This is a genomic window from Flavobacterium sp. IC2-16 (genome assembly GCF_055521455.1).
In genome coordinates, this window is sequence record NZ_CM145480.1 from 782,951 (window position 1) to 802,688 (window position 19,738).

The window sequence follows — 19,738 nt, forward strand, 5'->3', positions numbered from 1 at the left end:
ATTAACTTAAAAATATTATTGAATTTCGTAAACAACCGGAGCTGTTTTACCTGTCACGATGTTAGCTGTTACACCAACAATTTTAGTTTTAATATCAGAAATAGTAACTTGATCTCCACGACCAGCTCTAGCTAAAGCAGCTTTACATTGTGCATTAACTCTATCTCCATTTACAATTACAGCTGCTTGTCCAGGAACTTTAAATGTAAATTGTGTTACTTGGAAGTTTAAGTCATATAAGAAATCTGGTAATTTAGCAGAAACTTGAGACACTTCTAATCTTCCTTTTTGACCTTTAACAACTCCCATCTCTCCACCAATTGCACCAATTGGAGCAGGAATATTTTTGATACGGAAAACTTTTTTATCCGATACAACTTTTCCATCAGGTAATTTTCCAGATGCTGTAATAGTAACTTCAGTACCAGAACCAGGGTTCATGTTATATTTACCTTTTCCAGCAGATGTTAAACCAGGAGCAGCTGCAGTAACTTTATCCTCAGCAATACCTGCAAATGAAATTGTCATAGGGTTTGGTAAACCTCTATAAAGAACGTTCATTTTATCAGCAGAAATATTAGCTGAATTTGGACGAGGAACAACAACATATTTTCCTTCGAATTTTAATGGAATTTCTTTTCCATCTTCTAAGAAACCAAATTCTCCAGTAATATTTTGTTCACCTACTCCACCAGCTGTCATTGAAATCACAGCTTGACCATTTTCAATTTTTCCAGGTCCTTTGAAAGATGTAGGTTGCGTATTAGCATCGTAACGACCTAAAACTACTTTACCTTTTACTTGCTCACCTTGGAAATAAGCATTTTTCTCTAATACTACAATAGCTTGGAAGTTTTTCATAGAAGCTGCTTGTTTTAAAGCATTTCCTAAGAATAAGTTGTAAGCTCCAGCTTCAGTATTTTTAACATCATTTTGTAATGAAGTAAATAAAGTTAAAGTAGATACCGCAGGGAAACCTTTAGTTTTATAATCTAAATATTTAACTTTTACACCTTCTCTGTTTGTAATATCAGCAGTCGAGAATTTTTTCTCAATCTCTTTGATAAAAGGAACGTATTTTACGTCAGCTCCTAATACTTTTTTAATATCAGCAACGTATTTATCGATTTTACCTACGATTTCAGTTCCTCTTGGGCTATATCCATCACCAGCAAACCATTTCTCATCAATAGTCGATTTATCCATTGCCTCGAAAGGTAATTTTCCAGTTTTTTCATCAACTTCAATACCTTCAGTAACTTCAGATTTAACAGACTCTAAGAAAGCTACAAACTCTTTTGAAATTTTAGAAACTTCTTGTGCTTTTTTAGCAGACTCACCATATTTAGCAGGCTCGTCACTAGCTTTAGTATTTAAAGCTTGTAATAAAGTTTCATTAGATTGCTCTGTTAATTTGTTTGACTCGTCAAATTTATCATTGAAATTACCAAAAGCAGTCAATACTTCTTTTGACATATTTAATGCCAACATCGCGATGAAAACCAAGTACATTAGGTTAATCATCTTCTGTCTAGGGGTTAATTTTCCTCCTGCCATTTCTTCTAACTAGTTTTTAAAAGATTAATAATTAATGAAACTAATTAGCCTCTGTTACTCATTGCAGAAAGCATTCCGCCATATACATTATTTAAAGAAGATAAGTTTGCAGTCAATGATTGCATTTGATCTTTTAATTTTAAGTTGTTTTCAGCAACTTCTTTATTGATATCAGCATTACGTTGAGCACTCTCTAATTGTACTTTATACATACTGTTTAATGTTTCTAACTGCGTAGCAGCCATTCCCATTTCTTCAGCATATTTTTTCTGAGAAGCAATAGCATCTACAGTAGGAGCGATATTTTTAGCAGCACCTTCGAAATTTTTGATACTGTTTCCTAAGCTAGCCATTAACTCACCGTCAATTTTAGCTTCTTTCAACATTGAATCTAATTTTTGAGATAATAAACCTTGAGCTTCAGTTGGGTTTTCAGCTTTCTTACCATCTTTCTTTTTTACTTCTCCACCAGCTAATTCTGGATAAACTAACGTCCAATCTAATTCTTTTTCAACTGGATCGAATGCAGATAATCCGAAAATTGCTGCTTCAGTCAAAAGCCCTACGATCAACATTGGACCAGCTCCAGGCCAGTGCATCAATTTGAATAACGCTCCAACAATAACTACAGCCGCCCCCATACCATAGGCGAAATTCATAACTTTTTTAGGTAATAATGCCATAATAATAAAATTTTAGTTAGTTAAGTTAATATAAAAATTGGTTAATTTTTTAAAATTATTTTTGGTTCTTAGTATTACTAGTTCCCATGTAATCCTGAACTGTTCTAAATCCAATGTAAGATCTAGCCGAGTCAGCATACTCATAATCACGAGTACTTACCTGTAAGAAATAAGCAACATCTTTCCATGAACCACCTCTTGTAACCTTTCTTTGGTTTGACAAATCAGGCACATTTGGATTCATTGTAGAAACATACTCATAAGCAGCAGGATCATAAGACGAATCCGTCCATTCTGCAACGTTACCAGCCATATTATACAAATGATATTCATTTGGCTCATAAGACTTAGCTTCTACAGTATATAGTGCACCATCAGCTGCGTAATCTCCACGATTAGGTTTGAAGTTAGCTAAGAAACATCCACGATCGTTTTTAGCATAAGGACCTCCCCAAGGATATGTTCCAGACTCTAGACCACCACGTGCAGCATATTCCCACTCAGCTTCAGTTGGTAAACGGAATGAGTTAACTTGATCTCTTCCTTTTTTCTTTTTAATGTATGAATTTTTATTCATTGTTCTCCAAGCACAAAACGCTTTAGCTTGTTTCCAAGAAACACCTACTACAGGATATTCCCCATATGCTTGATGCCAGAAATAGTCATTATGCATTGGCTCATTATACGAATAAGCAAAGTCTTTAATCCATACAGTTGTATCTGGATAGATTTGAATGTTTTCAGTTTTGATAAACTTACTTCTTTTTGTTCTGCTACTTCCAACAGATTTATCCTTAGCTGCTGCTTGAATATCCATCCATGTGTAACGGAACTGTAATTTAGAAACATCAAAAGTTCTCAAACCGTTATACGATTCTGTAGCTGGCAAATACAACGAGTCCATAACCTCCACATAATACTCATCTGGATATTTTTGAACATCATTATGCAACTTTACTTTTCTGTTTAAACGTCTACCTGCATATGGATCCTCATCAGTTCCAACACTATAGTAGTTCTCATACATATATTTATCGTATGCAGACATTTTCTCAGGATCTTGATCTTTAAATGCAAAATCTCCGATGCTTCCACCTTTACCTCCATTACCTGAACCCGGTTTTTGACCTTGTTCATCGGCAAGAATAGCCAATCTAGTTCTTGTAATGGAATCCTTAACCCATTCTACAAATTGACGGTACTCACTGTTGGTGATTTCTGTTTCATCCATGTAAAACGAACGAACTGTAACAGTTTTAGTTGGAGCATCTTGCACATTAGCCAAATCATCATCTGATTTACCCATGATAAATGCACCACCAGGAATCAATGTCATTCCAAAAGGCTTCTCAGGATGCCATTTTCTTCCTTTAACTCCTACTAACTCACCTCTGTCGTTTTTGTGACAGCTGCTAAATAATAATGATAAAAGTGCTGTTAACGCTATGAACTTCTTCATATAAATTTGGGTTAATTATATACACATTTTTAAGGGCGTAAACCTATTTATTTATTTTTAAAAAAACAATTTTTTTCCTAAAAAAAACTTAAAAAAAACGTTTTTCCCTTTTTTAACTACTCGTATTGAGCTAAATACCGCTATACAAGATTCTTTTTTTGGGCTTTCCACCATCTTTCAGGAATTTCCTGACTTGTGGCACCTAAATAATCCTCATAAGTACAGGGTAATAACGTACTTCTTTTAATTTTATTGTTAATATTTGTTAAAAAAGGTACTTCAATCCACCATCTTTCCGTTTTATCACTCTTATAGAATACCAATTCTTCATCTTCTAACGGAACAATGTAGCGCAAATACTCTTCTTTACTACCAAACGGATATTCTTTTGAACGGTAATGAAAACCTTCTATAAAATACCACAATATTTGAGACACCAATACTGCTTCTCCTTTTGTATTGTTATGATTAAACACTCCAAACGAAGTAACTTTATCGCTTATCCCAGCGTAACGCGAAAGTACACAAATTTCTTTTCCATCAAATCCATTTGGAATAAAATTCACAAAATTTCCGGAATCTGACGATTTTACTGAGAATAAATCAATAGAAATCAAATCTGCATCCCTAAAAACGGGTTCTGCAACAGCTGGATTGTTACAAACCTCTCCTAACCGATAGGCATCAAAATACAATTTTTCTATTAAATCGATTTCTTCTTGCGAGTTATAATAGGTTTGATATCCAATATTACTATAATTGAACAAATTGTTTGGCTCTTCTACAATCATTTTAGATAAAAACGAATGTGCTGGCAAGCCATGTTCTTTTGCAAAATCAAACTTACTGTCTACAGAAACCACATTAACCATATGATCCAATTGGTCGTACGCACGATACATGGCATATGTTAAATCTTGTGAACCTCCTATAACCACAGGAAGCACTTTATTTTTAATAAGATGTGCAACAGCATTTTTCAAAACGAAATAAGTGTCTTCCAAGGAATTCCCGGAAACAATATTCCCCAAATCCACAATTTGCGCTTCCCAATTACCTGGAAACATACTGTAAAATTCTTGACGAATATATCTCAATTCAGCATCGAATTTCCCTTCACCAAATCCTCTGTTTTCCAAAACTCCAATAATTGCTATTGAAGCTTTTTCAATGTTTGGAAAATCGGTTTCGCTGTGAAATGCAACTTTTTTACCCAAAGTTTGATCGCTCAAACCATGAATAAACTCAAGAAAATCGGAATCTAAAGGTTGAAAAAAATCAAAAACCATAGTTTGTTATTTCTTTTTAGTCGTTGCTTTTTTTGCTGGCGCTTTCTTTGCTGTAGCTTTTTTAGCCGGTGCTTTCTTCTCGATTAATTCTTTAACCTCTTCCAACGTCATTTTAGCAGCGTCTACATCTTTGCTCAATTCAATTTTTATTTTTCCCTTGGTAATTACGGAACGACCCCATCTTGCTTTTTCAACACGAATCCCTTCTGATTCCCAATTATGAATTACTTTATCAATGTCTTTTTGTAGTTTATCTTCAATCAATTCAGCAATATTCTCTTGAGATAAATTATCAAAATTATATTTTTTACTAACATTAATAAACATGCCGTTCCATTTGATAAATGGTCCAAAACGTCCAACCCCTTTCTGCACTTCCATGTTTTTATACATTGCAATAGGCGCATCGGCTTGTTCTTTTTCTTTAATCAGCTCCAGAGCACGTTCTAAAGTAACATCTAGCGGTTCTTCTCCTTTGGAAAGTGAAACAAAAGTTTTACCAAATCGAACATAAGGTCCAAATCTACCATTGTTAACTTCTATTTCTTCACCTTTATAAGTACCCACAATTTTAGGAAGCAAAAATAAATTCAATGCTTCTTCCAAAGTGATACTTCCTATATTTTGTTCTGGTCTTAAACTTGCAAATTGTTTGTTTTCCTCATCAATATCACCAATTTGTGCCATCGGTCCAAATTTACCCAAACGAACAGATACCTGTTTTCCCGATTTTGGATCAACACCTAAAATACGCTCTCCAGTTTCACGTTCGGCCGTGGTTTCAACTTTAGACACTATAGGGTGAAAATGATTGTAAAAATCACTCATCATTTTAGCCCAATCTTCATTACCCGCTGCAATTTCATCAAAATCTTGCTCTACTTTGGCTGTGAAATTATAATCTAAAATAGTCTCGAAATTTTTAACCAAAAAGTCATTTACAATAATACCTATATCGGTAGGCACTAATTTTCCTTTATCTGAACCTACATTTTCTTTCAATTCTTCAGATTTCACTTCTGAACCTTTCAAGGTAAGCATTTGGTATTTTCGCTCTTGTCCTTCAAAATTACCTTTCTCTACATAATTTCTATTGATAATAGTCGAAATAGTTGGCGCGTATGTTGATGGACGCCCAATACCTAATTCTTCTAACTTTTTAACCAACGAAGCTTCTGTATATCGTGCTGCAGCTCTAGAAAAACGTTCTGTAGCTGTTATATAATTATTGACAAGTTTTTCATTTACTTTTAAAGAAGGCAACATTCCTTCTTGTTCTTCTTCCTCATCATCGTGACCTTCCAAATATACCTTTAAGAAACCTTCAAACTTTATAACTTCACCAGTTGCTGAAAAAAGTTCTTTATGATTGTTTGCTTCAATTTTCACATTAGTTCGCTCCAATTGCGCATCACTCATTTGTGATGCCAAAGTTCTTTTCCATATCAAATCATACAAACGAGCCTGATCTCTATCGATATCTACCGTATGACGTGACATATCTGTAGGACGTATTGCCTCATGGGCTTCCTGCGCTCCTTTTGATTTTGTTGCGTAATTTCTTGGCTTACTGAATTCCTTTCCGTACGATTTACTAATTTCGGCTTCAGCAGCTGCCATAGCCTCGTTAGAAAGATTCACACTGTCGGTTCTCATATACGTAATCAATCCTGCCTCATACAAGCGTTGCGCCATCATCATGGTTACTCCTACCGGAAAATACAACTTACGAGCTGCCTCCTGTTGTAAAGTAGATGTAGTAAATGGTGCTGCTGGAGATTTTTTGGTCGGTTTTGTTTCTAAATCCGATACTTTATATGCAGAACCTATATTTTGTTTCAAGAAATTTTCGGCTTCTTGTTTGGTTGCAAAATTTTTAGGCAACTTTGCCTTAAACGTTTTCCCAGCTTCATTCGTGAATTCAGCTGTTACACTATAAGATGCTTCTGCTTTGAAATTTTGAATTTCTCTTTCACGTTCCACAATCAAACGAACAGAAACAGATTGCACACGACCGGCAGACAATCCTCCTTTTACTTTTTTCCAAAGTACGGGTGACAACTCATAACCTACCAAACGATCCAAAACACGTCTAGCTTGCTGCGCATTAACCAAATTATAATCTATACTTCGTGGATTTTCAATAGCTTTTTGAATTGCCGTTTTTGTAATCTCATGAAAAACAATACGTTTGGTTTTCTTCTCATCCAATTTCAACTCCTCTGCCAAATGCCATGCAATAGCTTCTCCTTCACGGTCCTCATCGGAAGCCAACCAAACTGTTTCAGCTGATTTAGATAAATCTTTGAGTTTTTTCACCAATGCTTTCTTATCCGAGGAAACTTCATATTTAGGTTTGAAGTTATTTTGCACATCTACTCCAATTTCTTTAGAAGGAAGATCTGCAATGTGTCCATAACTAGACTCCACCTGATAATCTTTCCCAAGAAATTTTTCAATGGTTTTTGCCTTGGCAGGCGACTCAACGATAACTAAATTCTTTGCCATTTACTCTTTATTTGAACCGCAAAAGTATAGGATTTTTTTAAATATCAAGTTTTTCCGATTTTAAAAGTAAATTTTGTCGTTTAAAGTAATTTAGTATACCTATATATATAGGTATATATTTTTGAAAGAAATGTTAAACTAAATCTGCCATCTTGGCAGAAAGTCAAATTTAGTATTATCTTTGCAGACTGATTTTTACACCTTGATGTGATTTATGGAAAAGATTATTGAAGAAAACAAACAAGGCACCAGTCTTGTTACGGAACAGAAAAAAGAAAACCAAAAAAAGTTATTTATTGAAAGCTACGGCTGTCAGATGAACTTTTCAGATAGTGAAATTGTGGCCTCTATTTTAAACGAACAAGGTTACAATACAACTCAGAATCTTGAAGAGGCCGACTTGGTATTGGTGAATACGTGTTCGATTCGTGACAAAGCTGAACAAACTGTTCGCAAACGTTTGGAGCAATACAATGCTGTAAAAAAAATAAATCCAGGAATGAAAGTAGGCGTTTTGGGCTGTATGGCCGAACGTTTAAAGAGTAAATTTCTTGAAGAAGAAAAAATTGTAGACATGGTTGTTGGACCTGATGCCTATAAAGACATTCCGAACCTTTTAAAAGAAGTAGAAGAAGGCCGTGATGCTATAAATGTTATTTTATCGAAAGATGAAACGTATGGCGACATTTCTCCGGTACGTTTACAAAGTAATGGTGTAACCGCTTTTGTTTCAATTACTCGTGGTTGTGACAACATGTGTACCTTTTGTGTTGTACCGTTCACTCGTGGTAGAGAAAGAAGCCGTGATCCTCAATCGATTATTGAAGAAATTCAAGATTTATGGTCAAAAGGATTTAAAGAAGTTACTTTATTAGGCCAAAATGTAGACAGTTTCCTTTGGTATGGAGGTGGTTTAAAGAAAGACTTCGAAAAGGCTACAGAAATGCAGAAAGCAACTGCAGTAGATTTTGCACAACTATTAGATATGTGTGCTACTCAGTTTCCTAAAATGCGTTTTCGTTTTTCAACTTCAAATCCTCAAGATATGCATGTCGAGGTAATTGAAGTAATGGCAAAACATCATAACATCTGTAAATACATTCACTTACCGGTACAATCGGGAAGTACTCGTATTCTACAAGAAATGAACCGTCAGCATACTCGTGAAGAATATATCACATTGGTTGACAAAATTTACGAAATCATCCCTGAAATATCCTTGTCGCAAGATATGATTTCAGGATTCCCAACTGAAACCGAAGAAGACCACCAAGACACCCTAAGCTTGATGGAACATGTAAAATATGATTTTGGCTTCATGTTTGCCTACTCGGAAAGACCTGGAACTTTAGCAGCTAGAAAAATGGAAGATGATGTTCCTGAAGAAGTAAAAAAACGCAGACTAAACGAAATTATCGATTTACAACAAAAAATGTCTTTGGAAAGAACCCAACGTTTTGTAGGGCAAACCGTTGAAGTTTTGGTAGAAAAAGAATCGAAACGTTCCGATGCACATTGGTCGGGTAGAAATTCACAAAACACAGTAGTGGTTTTTCCAAAAGAAAATTACAAACCTGGTGATTTCGTACTGGTAAAAATCAGCGATTGTACTTCAGCAACACTTATTGGTGAAGCTGTTGGATTTTCTAGCGAAATGAATTAACAAAACAATTCATAACTGATGTGAGTTCATAATTACTCATCGTCAATTATAACGTATTAATATACATGGAATCAGTTCAAGCCATAAAACAACGATTTGAAATTATCGGGAACGACCCGAAACTCAATCGCGCCATTGAAAAAGCCATTCAGGTTGCTCCAACCGATATTTCGGTATTGGTAACTGGAGAAAGTGGTGTTGGTAAAGAAAGTATTCCGAAAATCATCCATGCACTTTCACATCGCAAACATGGCAAATACATTGCCGTTAACTGTGGTGCGATTCCAGAAGGAACCATTGACAGTGAATTGTTCGGACATGAAAAAGGCTCTTTTACCGGAGCCACTTCTACACGTGAAGGCTATTTTGAAGTAGCCGATGGCGGAACCATCTTTTTGGACGAAGTAGGCGAATTGCCTCTAACTACTCAAGTTCGTTTATTGCGTGTTTTAGAAAACGGTGAATTTATTAAAGTAGGTTCATCGCAAGTTCAAAAAACCAATGTTCGAATTGTAGCCGCAACAAATGTTCAAATGCAAGAAGCAATCGAAAAAGGCAAATTTCGTGAAGATTTATACTACCGTTTGAGTACTGTTGAAATTGGACTACCACCGCTTCGTGAGCGAAAAGATGACATACACTTGTTGTTTCGAAAATTTGCTTCAGATTTCGCCCACAAATACAAAATGCCACCTATTAAATTAGATGATAACGCGGTTCAGTATTTATTGAAATACCGCTGGAGTGGAAATATTCGTCAGTTACGCAATGCTGCCGAGCAAATTTCGGTACTTGAAACCAATCGTGATATTTCACTGCAAACCTTACAATCGTATTTGCCTGCCGATGGCGCTAATTTACCTTCGGTAGTAGCAAAAAAATCGGAAAGTGATTTCGGTTCGGAAAGAGAAATTCTTTATAAAATCCTTTTTGACATGAAAAGCGATTTGAACGACTTGAAAAAACTTACTTTAGAGTTAATGCAATCTGGGAATGTGAAAAATGTTCAAGAGACCAACAAATCGTTAATTCAACGCATTTACGGTCAGAAAGAAGAAAACGACATCCCGTTTGATGAACCTGCCATAACGGCTATCCCGGTGCAAAATCAACATCTTGATGACGATTTCGAAGATGATGACGACCAAAATTATTTATTCGCCGAAACTGTGGAAGAAGCCGATTCACTGCGTTTAGACGAAAAAGAAATTGAGCTCATTAAAAAAGCATTGGAACGCAACAAAGGAAAACGCAAAGCTGCTGCAGACGAATTAGGAATTTCGGAAAGAACACTGTATCGTAAAATAAAACAATTTGATTTATAGTATATTTGGCTTTTACAACTTCATGAAACACATAAAATATATCGCTTTTCTTTTATTAGCTTTTGGGTTAAACAGTTGCTCATACTATAATTTCACAGGTACTGGAAAAATAGATGCCAAAACGTTTCAGGTAAATTATTTTCAAAATACATCAGCATTGGTTGAGCCTGGTATTGAGCGAACTTTTACTTTAAAGCTACAAGAGATTCTTCAGAACCAAACCAATTTAAATCTAACCAATACCAATGGCGATTTAGTATACGAAGGCGAAATAACCGACTATAGAATTACACCAATGACAGCTACAGCAGATCAATTGGCGGCACAAAATAGGCTAACTATAGCTGTTAATGTTCGATTTACCAACAAAAAGAAATCGGATGATGACTTTGAAAAGAAGTTTTCATTTTATTACGACTTCCCTGGCAATGAACAGTTAGTAGGCTCTAGATTATCCTCTGCTTTAGATGAGATTTTCACAAGAATTACGCAAGATATTTTTAACGCCTCACTAGCTAAATGGTAATTCCAATTAAAAAATAAACCTTGAACAGTAACGATTTAACATATTTAATCAACAAACCGAATTCGGTAAATGGGCGCCAAACAATAGAATTGGAGGTAGTGCTTTCTGAGTTTCCCTATTTTCAATCGGCCAGAGCTGTTCATTTAAAAGGTTTATACAATCAGAATAGTTTTCGTTACAACCAAGAGTTAAAAAAAACAGCTGCTTATACTACAGACCGAAGTGTTTTGTTTGAATTTATTACTTCCGAAAATTTCACAGCCATTCAGAAGGCGTTTTTGGAAGAGAAGGAAAAAGCAATTCACGATATTATTGTGAATCAATATAAAATAGTAGTAAACGATAAAATTGAAGTACAACCTAAATCGAACGCGTTAGAACAATCTATTTTGACTTCAATTCAAATTGCAGAACCAAAAATTGAAATTGAAACCCCTGAAATTATAATTCTAGAAACCGAAGAAACTATAGAATCAACTGAGGCTGTAGAAACAAAACTGGAAATTGGGAAGCCACTGGAATTTTCAGAAGGAGAAAAACATTCGTTTCAAGAATGGCTGCAATTGGCAAAATTAACTCCTATTGAGCGAAAAGAGCAGGATAATGAGGAAAGTATTGATGAGGAACGAAAGAAAAAATTGGAATTAATCGACAAGTTTATCGAAAGTAATCCCAAAATAACACCAGTTAAAAACACCCCTGCAAACCCTATAAACATTGAGAAATCCACACAAGACAACTCATACTTAATGACTGAAACTTTAGCGAAGGTGTATTTGGAACAAAAAAAGTATCAAAAAGCGATTCAAGCTTATGAAATTTTAATTTTGAAATATCCAGAAAAAAGTAGTTTCTTTGCAGACCGAATTTTAGATATTAAACAGTTACAACAAAATAATAATTAAAAGTATTACAATATGTTTTCAATTTTTTTAGTGTTAATCACTATTGTTTGTTTTTTACTTGTAGTAGTAATTATGGTTCAAAACCCTAAAGGAGGAGGTTTATCTTCTTCAATTGGTGGTAGCCAAATGATGGGTGGTGTACAAAAAACCAACGACTTCTTAGACAAAAGTACTTGGACGTTAGCTGGTTTATTAATCGCTTTAATTTTGTTATCAAGTTTAAGTTTCACTGGAACTTTAAGTGATAGCGGTTCAAAATTAATCGACAACAGCACACCAGCACCAGCTGCAACAACTGCTCCAAAAAGTGATGCACCTACAACTCCTGAAGCGGCTCAACCAGCAGCTACAGAAGAAGCTAAAAAATAAGCATTGTCAAAAAAATTCAAAATGCCAGCCTGTCAGTGCTGGCATTTTTATTTAGTAAATTTGTCAGTCTAAAACACTTGGCACAATTTCTGACTAGAGGCTATAGCCTACACAGTAAAGCTAAAAAAGAGAAAAAATTAAATACAATATTAAAACCTTACAATATGGCATTAAAAATCAAACCTCTTTCAGACCGCGTTCTTGTTGAACCTGCAGCTGCTGAAACGCAAACTGCTTCAGGAATCATTATTCCTGACACTGCAAAAGAAAAACCACAGAAAGGTACTGTTGTTGCAGTAGGTAACGGAACAAAAGATCACACTATGACCGTTAAAATTGGAGATACTGTTTTATACGGAAAATATGCAGGTACCGATTTAAAATTTGAAGGAAAAGATTATTTAATCATGCGAGAAGACGATATTCTAGCAATTATCTAAAACAAAATGGCAAAAGATATTAAATTCGACATTGAAGCACGCGATGGTTTAAAACGCGGTGTTGATGCATTAGCAAATGCAGTTAAAGTAACATTAGGCCCTAAAGGAAGAAATGTAATTATTTCAAAATCGTTTGGCGCACCAACAGTAACCAAAGATGGAGTTTCTGTTGCTAAAGAAGTGGAGTTAAAAGATGCTCTTGAAAATATGGGAGCTCAAATGGTAAAAGAAGTAGCTTCAAAAACTAATGATTTAGCTGGAGACGGAACAACTACAGCTACAGTTTTAGCACAAGCAATTGTAAAAGAAGGATTAAAAAACGTAGCAGCAGGTGCCAATCCAATGGATTTAAAACGCGGTATCGACAAAGCGGTTGAAGCCATTGTAGCCGATTTAGGAAAACAAGCTAAAGAAGTAGGTTCATCTGCCGATAAAATCAAACAAGTAGCATCTATTTCAGCCAACAACGACGATGTAATTGGTGATTTAATTGCAACAGCTTTCAAAAAAGTTGGAAAAGAAGGCGTAATTACTGTTGAAGAAGCAAAAGGAACCGATACTTATGTAGATGTTGTTGAAGGAATGCAATTCGACAGAGGCTATTTATCTCCATATTTCGTAACTAATACAGAAAAAATGGAAGTAGAGTTAGAAAGACCTTACATTTTACTATACGATAAAAAAGTATCTTCTTTAAAAGAATTATTACCAATTTTAGAGCCGGTAGCGCAATCTGGAAAACCATTATTAATTATTGCTGAAGATGTAGACGGGGAAGCGTTATCAACATTAGTCGTAAATAAATTAAGAGGGGCGTTAAAAATTGCTGCTGTTAAAGCGCCAGGCTTTGGCGACCGTAGAAAAGCCATGTTAGAAGATATTGCTATTTTAACGGGTGGTGTAGTAATTTCTGAAGAAAGCGGATACAACCTAGAAAACGCAACTTTAGAAATGTTAGGTACTGCAGAAAAAGTGACTATCGACAAAGACAACTCTACTATAGTAAATGGTGCTGGTGATGCCGACATGATTAAAAATCGTGTTAACCAAATAAAAGCTCAAATGGAATCTTCAACATCGGATTACGATAGAGAAAAATTACAAGAGCGTTTGGCTAAATTAGCTGGCGGTGTTGCTGTATTGTACGTAGGAGCAGCTTCTGAAGTTGAAATGAAAGAGAAAAAAGACCGTGTAGACGATGCTTTACATGCAACTAGAGCTGCTGTAGAAGAAGGAATTGTTGCCGGTGGTGGTGTTGCTTTATTAAGAGCTAAAAAAGTACTTGACAAAGTAAAAGCCGACAATGCCGATGAAGCAACTGGAATTCAAATTGTTGCTAGAGCAGTAGAAGCGCCTTTAAGAACTATTGTTGAAAATGCAGGTCTAGAAGGTTCTGTAGTGGTAGCTAAAGTTTCTGAAGGAAAAGACAATTTTGGATACAATGCAAAAACCGATCAATATGTAGATATGCTTAAAGCAGGTGTTATCGACCCTAAAAAAGTAACTCGTGTAGCCTTGGAAAATGCTGCTTCTGTTTCGGGTATGATTCTAACTACCGAATGTGCTTTAGTAGAAATTAAAGAAGAAAATGCCGGCGGCGGAATGCCAATGGGTGGCGGAATGCCTGGAATGATGTAATTCATTTATAATTTCGAAATAAAAAAAGCCGTTCAAATGAACGGCTTTTTTTAGTATCAATCAAGATTACAAATCGAAATTTCTAACAAATGTTGTTTGAATTATTGGTGTGGAAATATAAGTATCTCCACCCAATATATCCCACTGATTCATGTATCCTACTTGAATATTGGTTTTAGGATTGAATTTATAGCCTAACCCTAGATACAACCAGTTTCTAGATAAATTTTTCAAGGCCAGACCATCGTTTTGCGAAAGCCACACTTCATCAAACCCTTGAAAAAAAAGTTCTGTTTGATTTTCCCATTTTTTAACGGGTGTATTAAGTGTTAATCGATATCGAAAACGGTTCGAAAAGTTAGTCCCATTTTTATAATATTCTCCTTCGGAATTCAAAGTCACTTTATCTTGCCAACGATGTTCTTGGCGCAAACGGTGCTGAAATCCAACTTTTCCAACTTTATGTTTCAATAACACCTGTTCCCAAATATTATTTTCCAAAACATTGATTTTTGGGTTGGGATTGGGTTCGTTTGGTTGACTGTTTAGATACGAATACCCAAGGCTAAATTCAACATCAGAATTACAATGGTAATCTATAGACGGACGCCACAAAAAAGTTCCCTGCTCATTTAAAAAAGCCCCGGTTCTTTCGTGCAACTCATTTGATATACTCCATTTAGAATTTAATGTTAAACGATTTAATACCGTAAACCAAGTATTGGTTTTATCATAAATTACAGTCTCTTGAGCTGAAGCATTAAAAACAAAAATAACAGCAAAAGAAAACCACAAAAAATTTATTTTGTTCTTCATTCTAATTATTTCAAAGCATTTCTAAAGAAACGATTTCACTCATTTACTTACGATCATACTGGCAACATCCGTGAAGGCTATTGTATTCAGCATCTGTAGCTTTTACTTCTTGAGTATCGTGACCTGCTTTAGCAATTGCTTTTTCAACTTCCATTTTGGAACATTTTTGTTCGTTATAAACCAAATGCAACATTTGATCATCCGAATGCCAAACTGCCGATTTAACTCCCGAAACCGAATATGCAGCTTTTTCTATTCGCTTTTTGCACATATCGCAATTTCCCTTAACCTCAACATCGGCTTTTGCATTTTTATTTTTTTTCTCTTGCGCTTGCATTACAAACCCAAAAAGAGAAACCAATAACACTACTACTATCTTTTTCATTTTTATATTATTATTTAATTTTAAATCGAATACCTGCATAATACATCTGTCCGAAAACCGGCGCATATATCATAGAACTATCAAAATATGGACCAAACGGATCATTAGAACCTAAAATAGGATTTTTTTGTTTGTAATTGCCAATATTTTCTCCACCAACATATGCTTCAAACACACTCGAAAATGTACGCGTAATTTGCGTATTCATAACCGAAAACGGATTGGTAAATTCACGCAAACGATAGCCATCCGGATTGGTTTTGGTATTTGGTAAACGTTGTTTTCCCATCCAATTATAGGTGAAGTCAAACTTCCATTGTCTACCTTTTTCTTTAATGTGTGTTTCGTAAGCTAAATTCGTAAAAAATCGATGTTTCGCTTGCAACGGTCTTTCTAACATTCCTGATATATAAGCTGTTTTTATATCGTAATACTTATAAGCTGTTCGAACCGACAAATGCTTCATTAAATCTACATTAAAATCGATTTGCAAACTGTTTGCATACGAGTTCCCCTGAAGATTATGAAAAACTACTTGTTGCGGACTCACATCTAAATCGACCACTACTTGATTTTGAAAATCGGTTCTATAATAATCGACTGTCACTTCTGCCTTTTTTCCGAATAGTTGAAAACCTTGCATAAAGCTCAATCCATAATTCCAAGCGATTTCTGGATCAAGTCCGTAAATTTTACCGTTTGCATTTATAATCGAAAAATCTCTTGATGAAGCAAACAAGTTTTGATTTTCGGCAAAAATATTGGCACTTCGTTTTCCTCGACCTGCCGAAGCTCTTAAAACGGCTTTCTCCCATGGATTATATCGCATGTGAATTCTTGGAGTAAAGAAAGCTCCCAAACGGTTATGAACATCAAATCGAGCTCCTGTAACTATACTGAAATTATCGGTATTATCGTAAGTATATTCAAAAAAAGCACCAATGGAATTATCGCGTCTACTCACATTCGACATGGCATTAACCATTACATATTCATTATAATCATCTGACGTAAAATTCAACCCTGTAGCAAATTTATTCAGGGTGTTATTGATTATCGAATTAAAAATCAGATTGGAATAAAAACTATTTTGCTGAATATCATATTGATTTAAACCGAAATACGAATTTTGTTTATGATAATTAAACGAATTCTGAAACCCAATACTTTGCCAAGGCATATCTGGAAAAACATAGCCCAATTTAGATGACATTTCTAATTTTTCGGTATTAATTTCAGAACCCCAATAATTCATTGTTAACTTATTGCGGTTGGGATCGAATTCCAATTGGCCGGTTTGCTTTTCATCTTTCATATACCGAACATTCAAGAAACTAACCCATCCTTTTTCCAAGTTATTATATTGCCAACGATTCATGACATTAATTTGTTTTCCTAACGGATTATCCAAAAAGCCATCATTATTCATGTCGTTTTTAGACACTCGTGTATTTCCATGAACAAAAAGACTTGTACTGAGTTTGTCGTTCAATTTTCTATTAAAATGGGTATTCAATTCAAAACGACTATCAGTAGAACCGTATGCATTCAAATAGAAAGGAATATCATTTGCCGGCTTAATTAATTCGGTATTAATTTGACCTGAAATACTTTCATACCCGTTAACCACACTTCCAGCACCTTTAGTAATTTGAATACTTTCTACCCAAGTTCCCGGAATGAACGATAATCCATATGCTTGAGAAGCACCTCTAACCGATGGAATATTTTCTTCGGCAATTAAAATATAGGGGCTTGTAAGTCCAAGCATTTTTATTTGTTTACTTCCTGAAATGGCATCAGAAAAATTAACATCGATAGATGGATTGGTTTCAAAACTTTCTGACAAATTACAACAAGCAGCTTTCAATAGCTCTTTCCCACTCATAGTAGTAACGTTGGCCGTTTTTGTGTATGATTTTTGAAGTGAATTTCGCTTGGCTTCAACGATAACGGCATCTAAAGCTTTAGAAGGTTTCATTTGAACGGTAATTTCTTTTGGTTCATGAACCATTAAACTTACGCTTTCATATCCCACAAAACTCAAGACAATTTCGTGACTTCCTGGATTCATGGGCAGTATAAAATGTCCTTGATCGTCTGTCATGGTACCTACTTCCGAATTTTTCCATATTACAGAAGCCCCCATAAGAGGTTTGTTGTTTTCGTCGGTTACAAAACCCGACACGTTCTCTTGGGCTAATACTATAGTTGATAGCATTAGAAAGAAAACCATTATATATTTTTTCATGAATTTTAATTTTAATGTTTATACGCTATTGATTCCGAATTATCGGAATTCCAAAACATTAAAATTTATCGTAGAAAATATACTGACAGTGAAGCTTATACAATGGCGGAGCATTACTCTCGCAATAAAAGGAAGGAATATTAATAGCCTCTACCGATTCTTGAGTAGAAGGCTTTACAATAGGTTCAAAAGTATCAATAACAGTAAAAAGTCCTAAATCAAGTTGAAAACTTTTAATTATAACCTCATCGGAAATTGTTTTCTTGATATGAACTTTATTGTTAGAACAACAACTATCGTGTTTTGTAGCCGAAGCACAACACGCTTTTTCTTCCTGCGGATTTTCTTCTTGAACCTTTTCTTCTATACAAGGTTCGGTTTTTTTATAATCCAGTGAGATTCCGGCTATTTCACCACCACAATAATGCACATTAAAGGCCAAACCAACATTGGAAACCAATATCAGCATTGACAAAAGAAAACATATGTGCTTATTTACTTTCATTTGAATATGTTGCATGCAAATTTACACTAATTCTTGAAATTGGAATCCAAAATTACTGTTAATTGATTTCCACTACCTGACCCTGATAGGGTATTTCACAAGTAACCCCATAGTTTTCCTTGATTTTCAAACTGAGTGCTTTTAGCGCTTCATGTTCGCCATGTACCAAAAAAATAGTTTGTGGTTTAACTTCAATATTCGCCAACCAATTCAACAAATCCTTTTGATCACCGTGAGCCGACAACCCCTCTATCTCCACAATTTTAGCCTCTACAGGATAATACTTCCCATAAATTTTGATTTCTTTCGCTCCATCGAGCAATTTTCTTCCTCGAGTACCTTCGGCTTGAAATCCTACAATAATTACAGTTGTCTCCGGTTTTACAATATATCTTTCCAAATAGCTTAAAACCCGACCCCCAGTTAACATACCACTGGCAGCAATAATTACTTTAGGTTGATTGTCATAGATGGTCGCAATAGTATCTTCATATCTTTCAATCATAGTAAACATTCGACACATCTGTTCACACTCATTTCTTCTGAGTTTGTGCCATTGCTGATTTTCGGTAAAAAGATCTAACATGGTTATTCCCATTGGAGTATCAATAATATAAGGCATATCTGGAATTCGTCCTTCGTTTTTAAGTTGCCATATAAGATACATTATCGCCTGAGCCCGTTCTACGGCAAAACTTGGAATTACCACATTACCCCCGTTATTGAAAGCTTCTGTGATGTATTCTGCTAATTCATCTTTTGGTGAGCTATCCGGATGCAACGTATCACCATAAGTACTTTCCAGAAAAACATAATCGGCTTTTTTAGGTTTTACCGACGGAAAAAGTAAATCATCATTATCACGCCCAATATCTCCAGAAAAAACCATTTTTTTCCCTTCTAAATTCAGCTCAATAGAACATGCTCCTAAAATATGAGAAGCATAAAAATAACGAACAGAAATTGCAGGATCCAAATTAAATTCTTCTTCCAATTCAATTACTCGAAAAAACGGCAACACTTTTTCTGCATCTTCTATAGTGTATAAAGGTTCGGCCGGATTGTGTTTGGAATATTTTTCCTTATTTGCTTTTTCGGCTTCTTCTTCCTGAATTTTTGCACTATCTCTAAGAATTAACTTAACAATGGATTTAGTTGGACTCGTACAGTAAATTTTACCCTCAAAGCCTTGTTTAACCAAAAGTGGCAACCAACCACAATGATCAAGATGTCCGTGTGTGAGCAATACAAAATCGATAGTTGAAGGCAACACTGGCAAAGGCTCCCAATTTTGCTGGCGCAATTCGTGTCCGCCTTGAAACAATCCGCAATCTAGTAGAATGCGAATTCCGTTGGATTCTATAAGGGTTTTTGATCCCGTTACCGTTCCTGCAGCTCCTAAAAATTGTATTTTCATAA

At 35.2% G+C, this 19,738-nt stretch carries 17 protein-coding genes; 7 read left to right on the forward strand and 10 right to left on the reverse strand.

The features are described from left to right. Positions 1–15: 15 nt before the first annotated feature. The 5 genes from porM to topA form a co-directional block, all read right to left on the reverse strand. Positions 16–1,557 (reverse strand): type IX secretion system motor protein PorM/GldM, encoded by a 1,542-nt coding sequence (gene porM / locus ACZ1JT_RS03480; RefSeq protein ID WP_465094773.1) that lies wholly within the window; start codon positions 1,555–1,557, stop codon positions 16–18. Between the two features lie 44 nt (positions 1,558–1,601). Further along, positions 1,602–2,240: a type IX secretion system motor protein PorL/GldL gene (gene porL / locus ACZ1JT_RS03485; RefSeq protein ID WP_465094774.1), complete on the reverse strand. Its 639-nt coding sequence runs from the start codon at positions 2,238–2,240 to the stop codon at positions 1,602–1,604. 55 nt (positions 2,241–2,295) lie between these two features. Beyond that, entirely contained in the window at positions 2,296–3,699 is a 1,404-nt protein-coding gene (gene porK / locus ACZ1JT_RS03490; protein ID WP_465094775.1) for a T9SS ring complex lipoprotein PorK/GldK, read from the reverse strand. Positions 3,700–3,839: 140 nt separating this feature from the next. Beyond that, on the reverse strand, positions 3,840–4,988 hold the full coding sequence (locus ACZ1JT_RS03495) for a formimidoylglutamase (protein ID WP_465094776.1): 1,149 nt from the start codon (positions 4,986–4,988) through the stop codon (positions 3,840–3,842). Between the two features lie 6 nt (positions 4,989–4,994). After that, positions 4,995–7,496 (reverse strand): type I DNA topoisomerase, encoded by a 2,502-nt coding sequence (topA, locus tag ACZ1JT_RS03500; RefSeq protein WP_465094777.1) that lies wholly within the window; start codon positions 7,494–7,496, stop codon positions 4,995–4,997. Positions 7,497–7,710: 214 nt separating this feature from the next. On the opposite strand from topA, the gene miaB reads away from it, so the two are divergent. The 7 genes from miaB to groL all read left to right on the forward strand — a co-directional run bounded on the left by miaB (position 7,711) and on the right by groL (position 14,362). After that, entirely contained in the window at positions 7,711–9,159 is a 1,449-nt protein-coding gene (miaB, locus tag ACZ1JT_RS03505) for a tRNA (N6-isopentenyl adenosine(37)-C2)-methylthiotransferase MiaB (RefSeq protein WP_465094778.1), read from the forward strand. A gap of 65 nt (positions 9,160–9,224) precedes the next feature. After that, positions 9,225–10,484 carry a sigma-54 interaction domain-containing protein gene (locus ACZ1JT_RS03510; protein WP_465094779.1) on the forward strand — a complete coding sequence of 420 codons (1,260 nt, stop codon included), beginning with the start codon at positions 9,225–9,227 and terminating at the stop codon, positions 10,482–10,484. A 22-nt stretch (positions 10,485–10,506) separates the two neighbouring features. Then, complete coding sequence (locus ACZ1JT_RS03515; RefSeq protein ID WP_465094780.1) at positions 10,507–11,010, forward strand: LptE family protein; 504 nt, start codon at positions 10,507–10,509, stop codon at positions 11,008–11,010. Between the two features lie 20 nt (positions 11,011–11,030). Next, positions 11,031–11,915: a tetratricopeptide repeat protein gene (locus ACZ1JT_RS03520; protein ID WP_465094781.1), complete on the forward strand. Its 885-nt coding sequence runs from the start codon at positions 11,031–11,033 to the stop codon at positions 11,913–11,915. Positions 11,916–11,927: 12 nt separating this feature from the next. Beyond that, positions 11,928–12,284: a preprotein translocase subunit SecG gene (gene secG / locus ACZ1JT_RS03525; protein WP_465094782.1), complete on the forward strand. Its 357-nt coding sequence runs from the start codon at positions 11,928–11,930 to the stop codon at positions 12,282–12,284. A 164-nt stretch (positions 12,285–12,448) separates the two neighbouring features. Further along, positions 12,449–12,724, forward strand: coding sequence for a co-chaperone GroES (locus ACZ1JT_RS03530; RefSeq protein ID WP_465094783.1), 276 nt, complete (start codon positions 12,449–12,451; stop codon positions 12,722–12,724). Positions 12,725–12,730: 6 nt separating this feature from the next. Beyond that, entirely contained in the window at positions 12,731–14,362 is a 1,632-nt protein-coding gene (gene groL, locus ACZ1JT_RS03535; protein WP_465094784.1) for a chaperonin GroEL, read from the forward strand. A 66-nt stretch (positions 14,363–14,428) separates the two neighbouring features. Here groL and ACZ1JT_RS03540 read toward each other — a convergent pair whose 3' ends face one another. From ACZ1JT_RS03540 to ACZ1JT_RS03560, 5 genes are read right to left on the reverse strand one after another with little or no spacing between them, the layout of a single operon-like run. After that, positions 14,429–15,178 (reverse strand): DUF2490 domain-containing protein, encoded by a 750-nt coding sequence (locus ACZ1JT_RS03540; RefSeq protein ID WP_465094785.1) that lies wholly within the window; start codon positions 15,176–15,178, stop codon positions 14,429–14,431. A gap of 43 nt (positions 15,179–15,221) precedes the next feature. Beyond that, positions 15,222–15,563, reverse strand: a complete 342-nt coding sequence (locus ACZ1JT_RS03545; RefSeq protein WP_465094786.1) for a heavy-metal-associated domain-containing protein — start codon at positions 15,561–15,563, stop codon at positions 15,222–15,224. A 10-nt stretch (positions 15,564–15,573) separates the two neighbouring features. Further along, positions 15,574–17,814 carry a TonB-dependent receptor gene (locus ACZ1JT_RS03550; RefSeq protein WP_465094787.1) on the reverse strand — a complete coding sequence of 747 codons (2,241 nt, stop codon included), beginning with the start codon at positions 17,812–17,814 and terminating at the stop codon, positions 15,574–15,576. Between the two features lie 58 nt (positions 17,815–17,872). Then, a complete protein-coding gene (locus tag ACZ1JT_RS03555) occupies positions 17,873–18,319 on the reverse strand; it encodes an HYC_CC_PP family protein (protein ID WP_465094788.1) in 447 nt (148 codons plus the stop codon). Between the two features lie 58 nt (positions 18,320–18,377). Beyond that, positions 18,378–19,736, reverse strand: a complete 1,359-nt coding sequence (locus tag ACZ1JT_RS03560; protein WP_465094789.1) for an MBL fold metallo-hydrolase RNA specificity domain-containing protein — start codon at positions 19,734–19,736, stop codon at positions 18,378–18,380. Between the last annotated feature and the right edge of the window lie 2 nt (positions 19,737–19,738).